At 54.9% G+C, this 16,927-nt stretch carries 9 protein-coding genes; 2 read left to right on the top strand and 7 right to left on the bottom strand.

Annotation, left to right across the window (positions count from 1 at the left end; genetic code table 11):
• Position 1: 1 nt before the first annotated feature.
• On the top strand, positions 2–808 hold the full coding sequence (locus Mal52_RS19550; RefSeq protein ID WP_145378161.1) for a tetratricopeptide repeat protein: 807 nt from the start codon (positions 2–4) through the stop codon (positions 806–808).
• Between the two features lie 369 nt (positions 809–1,177).
• Here the strand turns inward: Mal52_RS19550 and Mal52_RS19545 are convergent, their stop codons facing one another.
• Entirely contained in the window at positions 1,178–3,631 is a 2,454-nt protein-coding gene (locus Mal52_RS19545) for a c-type cytochrome domain-containing protein (protein WP_145378160.1), read from the bottom strand.
• A gap of 1,085 nt (positions 3,632–4,716) precedes the next feature.
• Between Mal52_RS19545 and pheT the strand changes: the two genes are divergently transcribed.
• Entirely contained in the window at positions 4,717–6,738 is a 2,022-nt protein-coding gene (gene pheT / locus Mal52_RS19540) for a phenylalanine--tRNA ligase subunit beta (protein WP_145378158.1), read from the top strand.
• A gap of 55 nt (positions 6,739–6,793) precedes the next feature.
• Here the strand turns inward: pheT and Mal52_RS19535 are convergent, their stop codons facing one another.
• The 6 genes from Mal52_RS19535 to Mal52_RS19510 all read right to left on the bottom strand — a co-directional run bounded on the left by Mal52_RS19535 (position 6,794) and on the right by Mal52_RS19510 (position 16,903).
• Positions 6,794–8,233 carry a hypothetical protein gene (locus Mal52_RS19535; protein WP_145378156.1) on the bottom strand — a complete coding sequence of 480 codons (1,440 nt, stop codon included), beginning with the start codon at positions 8,231–8,233 and terminating at the stop codon, positions 6,794–6,796.
• A 213-nt stretch (positions 8,234–8,446) separates the two neighbouring features.
• Positions 8,447–10,225 carry a PhoPQ-activated pathogenicity-related family protein gene (locus Mal52_RS19530; RefSeq protein ID WP_145378154.1) on the bottom strand — a complete coding sequence of 593 codons (1,779 nt, stop codon included), beginning with the start codon at positions 10,223–10,225 and terminating at the stop codon, positions 8,447–8,449.
• Positions 10,226–10,525: 300 nt separating this feature from the next.
• Complete coding sequence (locus Mal52_RS19525; protein WP_145378152.1) at positions 10,526–12,628, bottom strand: redoxin domain-containing protein; 2,103 nt, start codon at positions 12,626–12,628, stop codon at positions 10,526–10,528.
• A gap of 365 nt (positions 12,629–12,993) precedes the next feature.
• On the bottom strand, positions 12,994–14,286 hold the full coding sequence (locus Mal52_RS19520) for an ATP-binding protein (RefSeq protein ID WP_145378150.1): 1,293 nt from the start codon (positions 14,284–14,286) through the stop codon (positions 12,994–12,996).
• A complete protein-coding gene (locus Mal52_RS19515; RefSeq protein WP_145378148.1) occupies positions 14,283–14,990 on the bottom strand; it encodes a winged helix-turn-helix domain-containing protein in 708 nt (235 codons plus the stop codon). Before Mal52_RS19515 ends, Mal52_RS19520 begins: the two co-directional genes overlap by 4 nt.
• Before the next feature lie 122 nt (positions 14,991–15,112).
• A complete protein-coding gene (locus Mal52_RS19510; RefSeq protein WP_145378146.1) occupies positions 15,113–16,903 on the bottom strand; it encodes a glycoside hydrolase family protein in 1,791 nt (596 codons plus the stop codon).
• Positions 16,904–16,927: the final 24 nt, after the last annotated feature.

Raw genomic sequence — 16,927 nt, 5'->3', positions numbered from 1 at the left:
TATGTTGTGTCGGGTTCTGTTGCTTATGGTCAGTGCGGTTTGTCTGTTACTAGCGCGGCCGCTTGTCGCGGATGATAAACCGGATGTCCGCCCGTTGTATCAACGCCAAACCAAAAAGGTTGAGAAAACTTACAAAGAGGCGATCGAAAAGCAGACGGCTGCGATTGAAGCGGATCCAGCGAACGATCGCGCCTATAGTCGGCGGGGCGATGCATATTTCTTTACCGGGCAATATGACAAAGCGGTCACTGACTATGAGAAGATGGTCGAGCTTGATCCGGAAATCGCCGTGCAACATTGGCGGCTGGGGCTGGCGTATTATTACGCCGGGCAATATGCCAAGACGGCCAAGCAGTTGGGGCTGTATCATGCCTATGACGATCAGGATCGCGAAAACGGCATCTGGATTTTCCTCGCACAAGCACAGGCTGATGGAGTCGCTGCTGCCCGCAAAAAGATGATTCGTTACAAAAAAGACGATCGCCCGCCGCTGCCGGATGTGTACCGTATGTTCGAAGGCAAACTGACGGCTGACGAACTGTTGAAACGTATTGAGGCGGAAATCAAACAGAAGAAACTCCCGCAGGCAACTCGCGAGCAGCGGTTGTTTTATGCGCATTTGTATATCGGACTATTCGCTGAAGCGGAGAAGAATCCCCAGCAAGCCCGCCAATCGTTTCTGGCTGCCACCGAACAGACTTGGCCGCTCAAAGCGGGCGGCGGACCGGCGTATATGTGGCACTGCGCGCGGTTGCGTTTATTGGAACTCGACAAGGCGGCCACATCAGATGCAAAAGCGAAAGACTGATGTGGTGTGTTGTCGCGTTGTGAGTGACCGGCACGATCCAAACGGAGAGGTTGCACGCGGCTTGCGAACGTTTGTGGGGCTGGTAGAGCCTAGGGCAATCATTCGTCTTGCATCGAAAGGTCTCGCGCAGAGACGCGAAGGCGCAAAGAGTTATACTGCGGAGGGAAGGTGACGTGGTCTGTTGATTGGTCGCGCGCGGTTCCAATGGAATCTGTGTCGTTACTGTTTTTTAGGAACACCGGTTCTCAGCGGTCCCCTTAGTCTTCTTTGCGGCTCTGCGTCTTTGCGCGAGGTTTTTTGAAGAGGCTCATCTCTCGTCCTACATCGCAAGGTGCGTCGCGACGCACCCTACGTTGTCGGTGGTGATGATTATTTTGCGGCGGTGGCTGAGGGCGGTTTGTAGCCGGGGGCGGCGATGAAATTCAGTAAGCTCTTGCCGTCTTCGGCGTTCCAAACGCGGATTTCACCGTCGTAGCTCCCGGTGGCGACTCGCTTGGTGCCGGGGTGGTAGGTGATTGTGTAGACCCAATCATTATGGCCTTTGAATTCGTGAACGGCCTTGCCGTCGGCTAGGGTATGCTCGTGCCCTAGTTTGTCGGCGCCGCAGCTGAAGATTTTCCCTTCGGGTGTGACGACGATTTCATTGATCTCGTTGCTGAAGCCAGCGATCTCTCGAATTTGTTTGGCGTTTTCGGGGTTCCAGATACGGATTTTTTTGTCGCGGCCGGCGGTGATAACTTGCTTGTTGTCGCCGCTGAAAGCGACGCCGAAGACTGGTTCTCCGTGGGACGAGAAGGTGACGAGTGAGTCTCCTTTAACGGCATCGAAGACTTTGGAGGTTTTGTCCCGGCTGGCGGAGGCGAGTTTAGCACCGTCAGGCGACCAGGCGAGGTCCATCACCCAGTCGGCATGGTCCTCGATGATCAACTGTTGTTTTCCAGTGGCGACTTCGAAGACACGAATCGCCCGGTCGGCACCACCCACGGCCAGACGCGTTCCGTCGGGGCTGAGTTTTACGGTGTAGATAGAATCTTGCGATGTGACGAAATCGCGTAGCAGTTTTCCGGTGGCGACATCAAACAATTTGACTTCACCCATCTGCGCGGGTGTGCCGGCAGCGACGGCAATTGTTTTTCCATCGGGGGCAAAGTCGATTCCGTAAACGCGTTCGGCCAGATTGCCGATGCGGGCTGTCCGTTTGCCGTCGGCGGCATTGAATAGCAGCACCTCATGATATCCGGCGCTGGCCAATGTCTTTCCATCGGGGCTGTAACGCAGGGCCGTAATCGGCATCGGCACGCGATACGATTCGGGGGATGCGGGTTGTGGCAATTTGGGAATAATCGTTGCCAGCGAAGCGTCCGGGCTGACGCCCGCATCGATCACGGCGCCCAGGTCGATCCATTTTTTGACGATGGCGATTTCTTCATCAGTCAGCGGGTCGCTGTCTTCGGGCATCGAACCATCTTCGATCAGCAAGAACAGGTTGGAGTTTTCGCCATCGTGGGGAAGCACCGTATCTCCCTGTTCTCCTCCTTTGATGATGCCGGCGAACGATTCCATGTTGTAACGACCTTTGGCCGTCCGCGCGTTGTGGCAGGCGAGGCAGCGTTTGGCGAAGATGGGAGCGACTTGTTCCGAGAACATCACAAACTGGTCGGTCTTGACCATTGCCCGTTGCGAGGCTTGTAGCTTGTTGACGTGTTCGGTTGTGATCGTGTTGAGCGCCAACTGCAATTTGGCCGTTTCGTCTCTGACCGGTTGAGCGTCCGCATCCGCTTTCTTGACTGATTCAGCGGCTTTGGCGACCGTAGTTTTGAGTGTCTCAATCTGGGCCGTTACGGCGGTTACGGCAGCCGTGGCGTCGGTGGCGGCTTTTGTTGCTGCTGCGGCAGCGGTTTGAGCGTCCTTATTTTTCTTTTCGGCTGCTGCGAGGGCAGCGGTCGCGGCGGTGATTTTTTCGGCATCCGCTTTGGCAGCGGCGGCGGTGCTGGCGGCGACTTTTTCTGTGAGCGTTTTGAGTTCAGCCAATTCTTTGTTTTCAGGAGCCGTTGCTGCTGCGGCGGCGGCGCTGGCCGCTGTCCCGGCGGTGGCCTTGGCCGTTGCGGCGGTCATTTGAGCGGCTTTCTCGGCGGCGGCTTTGGCATCAGTGGCGACTTTGAGTGCGTCGGCGGCTGCCTTGGCAGCGGCATCGGCAGCGGTTTTGGCCTCGGTGGCTTTCTTGGCAGCCTCGGTTTTGGTCGGCAAGTCTTTTTCAGCGGCTGCAAGATCCGCCTTGGCTTTCCGCTCAACTGTCTTTGCGGCTTGCAAGGCGGTTTGCAGAGCCTTTAGTTTTTCGTTGGAGGCTTGGAAGACCTTTTCCGCTGCGGCGCGACGCGTTTCTGCTTCGGCGGCCACGGCGGTTAATTCGACAACGATTTCCTGATCGATCAGTGGCTGAAGTTTGGCCAGTTCGGTTTGCACTTCCTGGTTTTTCGTCTTTGCGGCTTTTTGGGCGGCGACTGTTCCGGCCTGTGCATTCTTTAAGGCTTCTTGCGCGGTGATCAGTGCGTCGGCTGCTTTTTTAGCAGCTTCGGCAGCCTTCGAGGCGGCGTCGCGTGCAGCGTCCGCAGCCTTGGCCAACGTCTTTTCCTGCGATGCGATTTTGCTAGCAGCTTTCTTGGCGGCAGTGACCTTGGCGGCGGCGGCATCCGCTTGCTGCTTGAGAGTCGCGGCCTTTTCGCGCGCGGTTGGTTCTGCGGCGGAGAGCGGACCTGCAAGGGCGATGCAGACAACTCCGGCAATCACAACGGACAACTGAACTGGCTTAGGTGTCCACAGCATGGCTTGACGCTCCCCAATTGAATGTCATCCGCAAATACTGGCAATAATCTCCAGCCGCATTCGGTGATTGTGTCGAATCAAACGATTCTGCGGGCGAAGATTGCTAGGTATGGATGGAAAAATCTGGTGTGATCGATGCCGCTGAGTTGCCCAGCGACGGAGTGTTTCGCTCGTCACAACAGCCATAGGCGGCAGATCTTAGCGAAAGCCGATTGTCATCGGCACGTTCTCCAGTTTACCAGATCAAACCAACCGGATTCCAGCCTGAGATCGGCCGTGCTGCCTGGATTCTAGAGAAAATCCATTGCATGCCGGACGAACCGATGCGGGAGGCACCCAGGGGGGCAGGGCGTGGGATTTGTTGAAAATCAGCGATGCAAACGGGTGACCGGTTGTCGCGTCAACGGCAATGCACCGCCGCATGCACACGCTGAAGGGTGCTCCTCGGGGCGTACGTTCCCCTTGTCGGCGCGAAGAATCTTCGCACGACATGCTGATTGTCTGACCCGCAGGTCTCAAAGGACCGGTGCAGCAGCCTCCAAACGATGCAAGCGTGTTGGAGGCTGCGCGGCAGGTCAAAAAGCGAGGAGCCGGGGCCACCGGTGCGGCGCCGACAGGTTCTGCCCACAAAAGAACAAAGTACCGCCGGAATTAGCCTTTACGGTGACGGATCTTGCTGCGCATACGCCGTTTTTTTCGCCCGATTTTCCGCCGACCTTTGCCTGTCTTCTTCGTACCCATTCGCGAATCGCTCCTCCGCCAGCTTCTGTTGTGTTCTATCGAAAAACAATGGAATCCCGACTCTTAACACACTTTCGTCAAATCTTCAAGAGTTGTACAGGATCTGGGATCAATTGATATTCTTCGGTTTGATACTGATCGTAGGATGGCTGAGGACGATTTCAGAGAGTCGCAGGGGCCAAATTCGTAGCCAGCCTACTCAACACGACTTGAATCGAGTCCATTGTTCAGCGGCCGATGACCCGATAAAGTAGCTCATTCGTGTACGTTGTCGACGTACGTCTCCACTTAAATTGGCCAACCCTCAAGCCTGTCCCCTCAAGCCTCAAGCCTCAAGCCTCATTATGATCGTCAGTTGGAATTGGTTAAAAGAATACGTCCCCCTCGAGATGTCGGCCGATGATTTGACCGACAAGTTGACCCTTTCCGGTTTGAACCTCGAAGGGACCGAGGCGTTTCCCGAGGATTTGGGGATCGACCTGGAAGTCACCAGCAATCGCCCCGATTGTCTGGGGCATCTCGGTGTGGCTCGCGAAATTGCGGCGCTGTACGACAAACCAATCACAATTCCCGACGCCCAGCCGAGTGAATCGGCGGCCAAAACGGCCGAAGCGACGTCAGTTGAGATCGAATGTGACGACCTGTGCCCGCAATATATCGCCCGCGTCGTGCGGGGCGTGAAAGTGGCGGAGAGTCCGGATTGGCTGAAGAGCCGGTTGGAGACACTCGGTATTCGTCCGATCAACAACATTGTTGACATATCGAACTACGTGTTGATGGAGTGCGGACAACCGCTGCACACATTCGACATGGATAAGCTACACGAAGGCCGGATTGTCGTTCGCCGCGCGCAGCCGGGGGAAAAACTGACGGCGATCGATCAACGCGATTATGAACTGCAGCCGGAGATGTGCATCATCGCCGACGCCGACCGACCGGTGGCGATTGCCGGCGTGATGGGCGGACTGGAAACCGAGATCAGCGCTGCAACGACCAATGTACTCATCGAGGTCGCCGATTTTCGCCCGCTGTCGATTCGCAATACTGCCCGCGTGCTGAATCTGCATAGCGACTCGTCGTATCGTTTCGAACGCGGCGTCGATCCTCACGGCATGGACTGGGCGAGTCGTCGCTGTGCGGAATTGATTTTGGAACTGGCCGGTGGGGAACTGCTGGAAGGAGCCGTGGTTACCGGTGCGGGGCGGACGCCGAACAGCGACCCGGTCGAATTGCGTTTTTCGCAAATTTCGCGAATCCTGGGAATCGACGTCGAACCAAACGAGGTCGTCCGCATTCTCACCGACCTGGGATTGGAACTGCAGGGCGAAGCGAGCGCCGCCTCTTGTCGATTCGTTCCGCCTTCCTGGCGGCGTGATTTGACACGGGAAATCGACCTAATTGAAGAGGTTGCCCGCATTTATGGATATGAACAGATTCCCGAAGACGTGCTCGTGCCGCTGACCGCCAGCAGCAAGCGGGTCTTCGACCATGTCGCCGACCGCGTGCACAACGCGCTCAACGGCAACGGTTATTTCGAGTCGATCACGATGACTTTCGTCGACGACGATTTACTCGCGCTGTTCCGTCCGACTGGGGAAGGCGAACCGCTGCGCGTGGAACATTCGTCGCGCAAACGGGAAAACATCTTGCGACAAAGTCTGATTCCCAGTTTGCTGCAATCGCGCCGCGAAAATGAAAAACGGGGCACGTTCAATGCACGGTTGTATGAAATCTCCAACGTCTATCTCGCCGCATCTCCGGGTGATCGAAGTGGGGAGCCGACACGACTGTCACTCGTCAGCGGCGATTCCTTTTTCGATGTGAAGGGGATCGTCGAATTGTTGGCCAAGGCGGTGAATCACCAATCGCTGGTCGAAGTTCGTCCGTGCGAGCTCCCAAGTTTCGCTGCGGGGCGGGGCTGTGAGGTCTTGCTCAACGGCCAGTTGTGGGGTTGGCTGGGAGAAATCGCCGCTGATATTAAAGACAAGTTGAATCTGCGCGACGATGTGACGGTGGCGGAGTTGGATTTCGGTATGTTGGACCGCACAGCGGACCTCACCCCGCAATTCGTCCCCACGCCGCAATATCCATCCAGCGACCGAGACTTGAATTTCATTCTCGACGATGCGACGACCTGGCAGCAGGTCGCACAAACCGTCAAAGCGGCCGCCGGCCCGCTGTTGGAAGATTTGCGATTCGACAGCCAGTTTCGCGGCAAGCAAATCCCGACCGGGAAAAAGAGCTACCTGCTCACAGCCCGCTACCGCGCAGCAGACCGCACGCTGACCGCCGAAGAAGTCGATGCCTCGCAACAAGCAGTCATCGCCGCTTGCCGGGAGCAATTGGGAGCGGAACTGCGCGGCTAAGCGAATAGTCGCCAGCCCAGAAGCCGCTTCGAGATATTATCGCCGAGCGTATTCGCTAGTTTGGCTTTGCGATTGCAGGCGGCGCGACGATAAATTCGACTTCGCGTTTGTTCGTTATAATGAATTTCACGTCAATCGACGTAGATCCCGGTGAGGGTTCGAAAAACCAGTACGTCTTACCTTCCTCCTCGGTAACTTTCCCCGGAATTTGTTGATTCAAGTTGTCGAGACCCAGAATTCGCAATTCCTGAAGCCGTGTGAGTAGGGGCAGTTTCAGCACCAGATGGGGTATATCAGATTTGATTGTTCGCAGGTGTTGATTGCCATCAGTAGCTAACTCCACTTCAATTCTAACATTTTTCTCGTTGACCCAAACTCCTGAATCGTGAAAATGCCTTTGCCGACCAAGATTGGCGCCCAGTTCCTTATAGGTCACTTGGCCGGCGCCGCCGATCGATTCGACGCCAATGCTAGCGCCACCTACGGAACCAGATAAATGTAGCGATTTCACCTTACCGTCCGCTGGGAGGGGGATTGAGCCAGCATTCCAAGTTTCAATCGGCAGTGGCGGCGCGTCTTCCCTGCGAGCCAATCGTGCGACCACTTTCCACGCGGGCTCCAATGGTGACAGGATACAGTCATAGACGTCGCTGACGTTTCCCAACTCATCTTCCAGGTGCACATTTTCTAAACGCCATTGAGCAGATCGGTCATCGCTCGGCATGCTAACATCGGCAAACGCATTCAGTGCGTATCCCTTCGGCTGATGTGGAAGTTCCAATTTCAAATCCTTGAGTGACACTGAAAGATCGCCTGTCGATTTCGTGATAGGCAATGCTTTCGGAACCCAAGTGGAGTTCTTCGCCACTCCCGGGGATGGAACTTCAAACTCCGCAACAACTTTTCCCGTTGTATTGTGGACTTGTAGCGTGAATGACGTCCCAGCTGTGCGAAAACTTGGCAACATGCTGCTCGCAACGACAATATCATATTCGCCAGTTGAAATGCTTTGGAGCGGACGGTCCCCTCCCCATTGGCCGCCTGAGTTTGAACCATCCCAGAATCTATCTGAAAAGAATTCCTGGTGGGGAACGAAGTCCTTGACGACCCATCCATTCACATCCACTGCTGAGCAGCGTTGCCACCAGTCAAACCCCATCGCTTCTCCCGTTTCTCGGTTCCGTCGAGAAAACCACAAAACAATCGAATTCGCGCCGGTCTCGCGCTGTAAGGAATCGGGCGTTTTTCTAAATCCGAATGAAGGCAACAGCGAATTATCCAAACTCTCCAAGGGCAATTCATGGTGCTTGCCGTAAGTCACCGCACGTAGCGAGAGGATGGATCCATCAGGTAAATCTGCTTCGGCAATGTAGCCGCTAGGTGGAACACCCGCTGCCCACGGTGCCACGATAAGTACCGCAATTATCAAAACAACCACGACTCCGAAATACCAAAGGCGAAGCGTCTGGAATTGTGGGTTCTGTTCACTAGCCATATGGGAGTATCCTTAGCGCCAGGATGGGGCCCGATTTGTCTTATCCTATGAAAGAAATACGCACGATTCAACAAATTCCGAGTTAAACCGGTGGCGGAATCAAGCATTCAGTTGCCAGGAGTATCTGCGTCTTGAGGGCGATCTTACATATACCATGAAAAAAGGCCCCCAAACCGGAATTTGGGGGCCCGTGTCATTTGGCTATACAGTTTATTACTCAGACTTTTTATCGCCAAACGGCCGGCCGGATTCGAGTTGGTATTGGAAGTCGTCGCAGCCGAGGTTTTTCAGGTAATCGGCGATGGACCGAGCTCCGTCGTCCCATTCTCCCTTGGGAACCCAATTGAAGGTAACGACAAGTCCTTTGTCGGTTTTTTCATCGACCTTCAATCGCGGATCGTCGCCGACCGCTTTCATCTGTGGGGAGCTCATTGCTTTTTTGATCGTGTCGATCGCTTGCTGATTGGGAGCGATGAATTTCAGCGTCAGCGATGTCGGCAACGTCTGATCTTTGTCGGCGAATGGGAATGTATCGGGCGTGATGCCGACGTTCGTGGTGACTTTCAGTGGTACGGGCATGCCGACGTCGTAGGTCAACTCGGCAAAGAACGCCGTCCAGCCTTCCTTGGGAGTCTCCACGTGGGCGACGTAGACTCCGTCTCCCTGGTCTTTGAGTTCGGTGCTGGTGTAAATCGGTCCCACACTCTCGATGCGGAAGTCACGGCCTTTGGGGTTGGTCGCTTGCCAGAGGAGGACTTTTTCTGGTTTGTCGACGGTTTTGATTTCGATCGTGTTTTCAGCAGTCTGCTTCCAGGAAAACTTCGGCCCCTCCTCTTTGGCCAAAACGGTCAAATAGAAGGCAATCAAACTTTCAACAGCATCAGTGCCTCGCAGGGAATGGTCCGTGTTGGGAACGTACCGTAGGTACTTCTCGCCGATCAGGTCATCGAAGTAATATCGTGACAAGTCGGGAGGAAAGTATTGGTCTCCTGCTCCGTTGATGACGTATTTGGGCATCGTCAAACGATGACGGTAACTGTAAGGGTCGACCAACCCGTGCAGGGCGGCAATGCGGGGGTGATCACCCATCCGCATCAGTTTGTGCGCGACATAATCACCGACCGACGGTGAAAAGAAACCGTAGCAAGAAAAGTGGTGGTTCATCGACTTTTCGAGATTCAAAATGTCGATCACGATCGGGGCGATACCGACGACACGTTTGTCGACCGCTCCCACCAACCAAGTTGTCCAGCCTCGCTTGGAGCCGCCGGCAACGAAGTATTCATCGACCTTCCGCTTGCCCCCTTCGTCGGAAGCCAGTAGTTCGGTGACGGCATCCATCGCACGGACAACGCTCTTGACCATCGGATTGCGGGCTGGCCAAGTGGCATCGCCGGTTTCCAGGAATTTCACCCAAGTGTAGGCGATCAGGTCGTCTTCAACGCGGCGTTTGCCATCTTTGTGAAAGACGAGAGTCTGGTTGGGGATCATATGTACTTCGGCGACGACGGTTTGTGTTGCCTTGGCGATTTGGATGACGCGCTCCGAAGGCCCTTTGGGAGGATCCCCGCCATTGCGTCCGCCGCCGATCCACATGAAGCCGACGTTGGATTTGATTTCATCCGGTACGGCGACCGTGACCCAATGTTGCCATTCGGTACGATCGACATCGGCTTTTGTTCGCCAGTTTTGTGAGACCATGTCGAGCACAAAGGTCTGCATGCCTTTGGTCTTGTCATGTTCGACGACTTTCCAACTGAAACTGTCATCGGGCTTTTCAACGTAATCGTCCAATGCGGTGCGCGCGGGCAGTGGCTCAGCGGCAAGACCGATGCTGCTACTCACAAGCAGCAACGTGCAGGCCAAAATGCCAGACAAGGCAAACGGTTGTCGCAGTCGTTGGAGCGCGCTTGAGAATGATGTCGTGAATTTTCCCCGATGGGCAAAACCCGGCTGCGGAGCGAGCGGTTGCTCTTCTGGTGTGATGTGCATGCTGTCTTTCGAAAAGTGTCTCGAGTGTTGTAGGAGAATACCCTGGAAAGTGTGGACGTTGTCTCTTTTAAGGATAAACGGCGCCGGATGAAAATCAAATGCTGATGCTGCGAAACTTCATAGGGAATGTTCGTATTTTGAATTGGCCAGCCGTGGGAAGCAAAGAACTCGCGGAGAGTCGCTTCAGAAGCAGGGAGAAACTAGCGTGCGCAATAGTTTCTTTGCTTCTGAAGCTTCTCGACACGAGTCGCTTGATTGCCTGTGGAACAATCTGTTCCTGGAACTACGCATCAGTGCGTGTTATTTGTTGGCTTTTTTTTCTGTAGTCTCCGAGCGGCGCGCCACCCAGGGAAATGACTGTGATTTGCCAACTTTCTCGATCGTGAACGTCGCTTGGCCTTTGATTTCAGCCGTGTCGATTTGCGCATCGAATGCCAGAATCGCGCCGCGAAATTGTGCCGGTTTGACTTGGAAAGTGATGCGGCGGCCATCGACGACCGCGTCTTCAATCTCAATCGGCCCGTTCTGCGTATTCAGTACGCCCGAAAGTTTCTCGCCTTCGAGTTTGAGTGATAACGACTCTTCGACCATCTTCAACCCCGCACGACGTTCCCAACTCCATTCGCCCGTAGGGTCAATCTCGACGTTTTTGCTCAGCTTCGGCTGGTTGTTTTCTTCGATGGGGATGGTATCGAAGAAACCGATCATCATTTCTTCCCAGCTTTGATCTCCCCAGCGGACCTTTTTATCGGGGTCGGGATTGGCGGGATTATTTTTGGAATTATCGAACAAGGCCGTGCAGTGAATCGTGGTTCCCTTGGGGATACGTTTCGGTTTGTCGAGGATGTATTTGAGTTGCCAATTGAAATCATACTTGGGGACATCGAGCAGCACTTCTTTTTTGCCATCAGGATAGATCGCTTCATAGCGAAACGCCTTGCCGCGCAGGTGCATGTGCGGCGTCATGGCTAGCAGCGATTCGTCGCGATGGAATTCATACTCTGCCGTCACGGAGTGATTGTCCGTATTGGGGGGGATTCGAAATCTGGTATTGATTGCCAGTCGCCCTTTCCGCAATTTTGTCACGTCTTTTTTGTCGATGAAACAGACTCCCGCGTAGCTGCGGTCGTGTTGTTCATAACCGTTGGGGGTGTAGTGCATTTGGAACAGCAGTCGACTGCCGGCCGGGACTTTCAGGGCGATACCGTCTCGTAATTGCACCGGTGTGCTACCTGGGGCATAACCCACAAGCACGTCGCGCGCATCAGTTTGCTCGCGTTCACCGGGCGGGATGATATAGACCAGGATATGATGGACAACCGAAGTGTTGTCGGGGCGGGCTTCGGCGGCGTAGATGTATTTATCCTCATCCCAACCGGTTTCCACCACGAAGTATTGATAATCCACAACGCCTTGCGCCGGCACGGTGAACGGTTCTTCACGCATGTGAAACACTTGATCCGGCTTTGGAATTCGCCAGCCTTCGGTGAATTTTGGCGGAGCAGGCAACTCAGCAGGATCCCCTTCGGGCATACCGTTTTTGACCCATTCGTAGATCAGCGACTTTTCCTCTTCGCTCAAACGGGCATCGTTACGAAATTCGCCGTGAGCAGGATTCGCGAACCACGGCGGCATGCGCTGGTCCTCGATGACCTCAACAATGGTCTCTTCCCAGCCGATAACGTCGTCGTAGCTGGTCAATGGGAACGGAGCAATTTCACCGTCACGATGGCATTCCACGCACCGCTTGTTGAAGATGGCGGCGATGTGGTTCGAGTAGGTGACATCTCCGGTCGGTTTGGATTTTTTGACCCGACCGATATAACAGCCGACCGGTTTCGTTTTTGGCAATGAGACCGGTTTGCCGGCCAGCAATTCTTCGACAGCGACCGCCACATGGTGTCGCTGGACGGTGTCGCGCGATACGCCTACGCCATATTGATTGTCGATGCGGCCGTGATAGCGGACTTTGCGATCCTCGTCGAGCACAAACACCTCCGGCGTTCGCTCCGCTTGCATCGCATCGGCGACGTGATTGCCGACGTCCTTCAACAACGGAAAGCGGATTTTATACCGCTCGGCGTAGTTGCTTAACTCGGTGTTGCTGTCCTGTGTATTGGAGTTGATGCCGATAAAGGCGACGCTTTGATCGGCGAATTGCTGCTGCAGTTCGGTCAGTCGCGGCCCATACAATTTCGCGAGAGGGCATTCGGTTCCTAGAAACGTGATGACGACCACTTTTTTGTCAGCAAAGTCACTGAGCGACCATTCACGGCCCAGATGGCTGCGAAGTTTGAAATCCTCGACCGATTTTGCAGGGGCTGATTCGGCCCCTAATGCGGGCACGCTGATCGTGACTACGACGAGGCACAACAATAAACGCTTAGAAATCACTTTTCCCATTTCGGCTCCTCAGCTTAAAACCAGTTTTCAAAACCCGGTTGCGCTTGTTCTCAAACTTGCAGATCAATGTTCGAGTGACGCGTCAGAGGGTTTTGAAACGACTTGAAGAAGGAAACGCTAGAAAGACTCCCGCCTACCGAAGTCCAGTCGGCAGGCGGGACTTGCGTCTCGTTCTACCGTAATGTAGAGGAGATCTCCCAGCCTGTCAGTGGCGTTTTTGTATCGACAATGTATCGAAATGTATCCGAACCTCGCCGAGCCGCACGTGAATTGAAGGTGATTGCCAATACCATGGCGGTCTGTCCAGCCAGTGGCACCCCCGATCCTTCAATTGTCGAGGCACAGGTCACCTCCACACAGGGAGATCAATCGGGCCATGTCGTGCGGATGCGACAGCCGCCGAGGTCGCTTGTGTCGATCTGAATTTCGCCGTCATGACTGGTGACGATACGATTGACCAGCGCGAGTCCCAGACCCACGCCCCGATGGTCGCCGGGGTCATTCTGTTTGTCCAAACGGACGAACGGCTGCAAGACTCGCGGCCGATCCGCTTCGGGGATTCCGTCGCCATCATCCTCGATGTCGATGGCGATACCTCCTTCCTCACGCGTGGCTCGGATGCGGACCCGATGTTTCGCAAAACGGCAGGCGTTGTCGACCAAATTGCCGAGCACCCGTTGTAATCCGCTCGCGTCCGCCCGGACGACGATGTTGTTTTGTTTCAGCTGGTCGACATCGAATTCGATCCCGGGAAACAGCGTGGCTTGTCGTTCCATCAACGTCTCCACGGCTTCGGATAATGTGTTCGATTGCAGTTCCAGCGGAGATTCCGTCGTTTCCATCCGGACATAACTCAATAGTTCCTCGACCAGTTGATCCAACTCTTCCGTGGCCGCATCAACGGTCTCCAGTCGCAGTCGCCGTTCCTCGTCGGTCTTGGCGGTGCCAATCAGGTCGATGGCAAAGCGAATCCGCGCCAAGGGCGTGCGGAATTCGTGGGAAACGGCTTGTAGGAGTTCCCGTTGCGTTCTGAGCAACGCTTCCATGCGATCGGCCATCGAGTTAAAGGCGTGGGCGAGATGCTTGCCTTTGGGAACGCGTTGCGGATCAATCCGAGCCGATAGGTTGCCTTCGGCAATGGCGGTCGCCGTTCGTTCGACTTCACGCAACTGGCGCGCGACCGGCCGCAAGAGCACGGCGATCGCCAACGCGGCCAAAGAAAGGATGACTCCCAGTCCCACGATGACGTCCGTTTGGCTGGGGCCAACGAAACTGGGCAGCGGTCCTAACGAGACAATCTGCTGCTTATTGGAAAGGGGAGTGGCGACATTGGCGCCGTTGTGTGAGTAAAACACGATTTCATCAAATTGTTGTAACCGTGCGCGTTCGTCATTCGAGAACGCGCCGGAATCGATGTCGAGAGTTTGCACCGGGTAGGCAAATTCCTGGCCAATCGCCTGCAACGCAGCATCCATTTCACCCGGCGGCGTTTGATCGAGCTGTTCACGGACCATCCGCAGTCCGCCGCCCAGCGCGCGTTCGACCACACCCTCGTTACGTTCATCGGACCGCTGACGCACGACGGTCAATTGCACGAACCAGGCCGTAATCAAGATGAAGAGCACGCCCAGGTAAAACCGGATAAATAATCGAGTCATTGATTTAGCGGCAGAATATAGCCGACTCCTCGTACCGATTTGATTCGTTCAGGATTCGTCGGATCGTCCCCCAGTTTTTTACGCAGCCGTGAAATCCGCAGATCAATCGAACGATCGACGCCATCGAATTTGACCCCGTGAATCTGCTCGTAGATGTCGTTACGGCTGAGGACCTTGCCGGCATTTTTGGCAAGCAGTAACAACAGATCGAATTCCGCGGTCGTCAGGTCCAGAGCGGTTCCCTCGATCTGAACGGCGCGGTTGGCCTCGTCGACGATCAACTGTCCCAATTGAATTTTATGCGGGGGTGCATCCCCGACGATGCTCCCAACGCCGCGGCGCAACAACGATTGCAGCCTCGCCAACAATGCCCGGGGACGAACCGGTTTGGCCATGTAGTCGTCAGCGCCGACTTCGAGCCCAATCACCTCGTCGATCTCGCTGCCACGAGCGGTGAGAATCATAATTGGCCCCGGATAAGCGGACCGCACTTCCCGGCAGACCGAAAAACCATCCAGGCCGGGTAGATTGACATCTAGAATCACCGCAGCGGGAAGCTCATTAATGATGCGTCCAACCGCCGTGTCGCCCCGCGCTTCGGTCGTGACCTCGAAACCGTGGGAGACGAGAAAATCGGCAACGATCTCCGCCAAGGCGGCATCATCTTCAACGAGCAGGATTTGAGGAGCGTTGTTTGCGTTCATGACTTAGAAAATACAACACCGCCGCCCCGGATGCCCAGTACCAAAATCAAATAACCCACAATTTTCATGTCTTGGCTCGTCGCTCATGATGCCTGAATCGTTTTCGATACTGGTACGCTCACCTATCCTCCCGAGTAGACCGCATCGGCCAACCCCGCATCGACACGGTTGCCGTTGACCTCTATCAGTGGAAAACGCGGGCGCTTCAGCAATTCTGGTTGATCCTTCAACTTTTGTAAGGCGGCGCGGTCCCCGGTTCGCTGCAGCCATTGCCATGTTTCCGGACCATTTTGGTAGGCATCGATATCCCAACACGCAAAAGTTGTCGCCCCTTTTTGGTACGCATCGACTAACGATGTCGGCGACATCGCCTTGTCACCACGGTAACCGGTGAACAACACAAACTCGCACCCGTGTTGCTGGCCCAGTTGAATATAGGTTTCATCAACGCCTTCTTGGCAGATGACGCTATCCAACAAGTCCAATTTGATCCACTCTGCCACATCCAATCCTTCATCCAACGGACGCCCCCCCAGCCAGACGCCCTGATCGTGCGGCCAGACCCAGACCGACAACGTCAGGTCTTTGCCTTGCGACTTGCCCACCTCGTCCAATTTGGCGCGGACTCGTTTGAGGAAGTTCGTCATGATTTCCGCACGCACCACATCCATGCGCGGATCATCCTCAGCAACGTCTTGGGAGGAGACACCGTACTTCTTTTCAAAGGCTGCACGCACCGGTTGCTCCCACAACAGAAAGTGCGGCCCGCGGACAAAGCACAGATTGATGCCATCCGCATCAATCAACCGGCAGCTCTCGTCAATCTGGTCCAGGATCAATTGTTGGACCTGCGGAAAGGCGAGGCTGGCTTTTTGAAGTGGCCGTCCATCGCGCGTGACTTGACGCACTTCCGGATGCTTTTGGACGAAGTTATTTTTATGGGCTTCCATCATCCCAATCCCGCCCAAAATTCCGATCCGATACATCAGGTCGAATTTCATCCCCAGCTTGTGCGCGTGCTCGGCCAATCGCTGTTGCGGTACGATTCCCTCCGCTGCGCACTGCTTAAAGAACTGTTGCATCTGCCGTTGGCCGCGTTGATAGTTGTTCCCAAACGTCAATGGCGACGTTAAGAACAGGTCGTCATTTCCGAGATAGGTCAGATCGGGATTCTTCGTGGGAAAGCCGGTACGATCACCGTACGTCACGGCCCACAGGACTTTCTTGGTGTCAGAATCACGCAGCTTTTCTACCCATTCCAACAGATGTTCGGTTGTCGAAACATCGCTGAAATGAAAAATGGACGAACCATCGAACGTGGCCACCAGATTCTTTCGCGACTCATCCTGCCGCCGCGATTTCTCCGCCTGCACCTGCGCTGGACTTAACGGTACGAGTTTTACGTACGCGATATATGCACTGTGCGGCTGCAATCCGTTGGACTTGGCAAAAGCGATAGAGGTTTCATCGGATAGATCCGCCCGGCAGAGCGAAACTTCTTCGAGAAACGTCGCGTTTTGCAATCCCGGACTTTTTCCCGGATGAATCTGTTGAAAGATCGGTCGACTTCCAAGCCGCGCTTTGATGATCGGTTGACCGTCATACATGACTTTGGGATTCCAGATACCCAGCACGACATCGAACCAGCCGTCGACCTCGATGGGCAATCGCACTTCAGGGGCCTCGACAAACGACCCGGCGCCTAGCATGATGCCTTTACGTTCAGCGGTCGCATAGGGGATTAAACGCCATTTTCCCGGCTCCGGCTGACTCGCCAAGGCCGCCGCCGGTTCGCAGCGAGACATATCGGTGAGAAAGATCGCTTCATCACCCTCGGCCGCTATTAGCTGAGCGGAGGGACAACAGCTTAGAAAAATTGCCAGCAGTCCTACAGAAAAAATCCGAATACTCACAGTGCTCTCCATGGTGCTCAATTA

This window comes from Symmachiella dynata, from assembly GCF_007747995.1.
Taxonomy (GTDB): domain Bacteria; phylum Planctomycetota; class Planctomycetia; order Planctomycetales; family Planctomycetaceae; genus Symmachiella; species Symmachiella dynata.
This window is presented reverse-complemented; position numbering and strand designations above follow the sequence as displayed.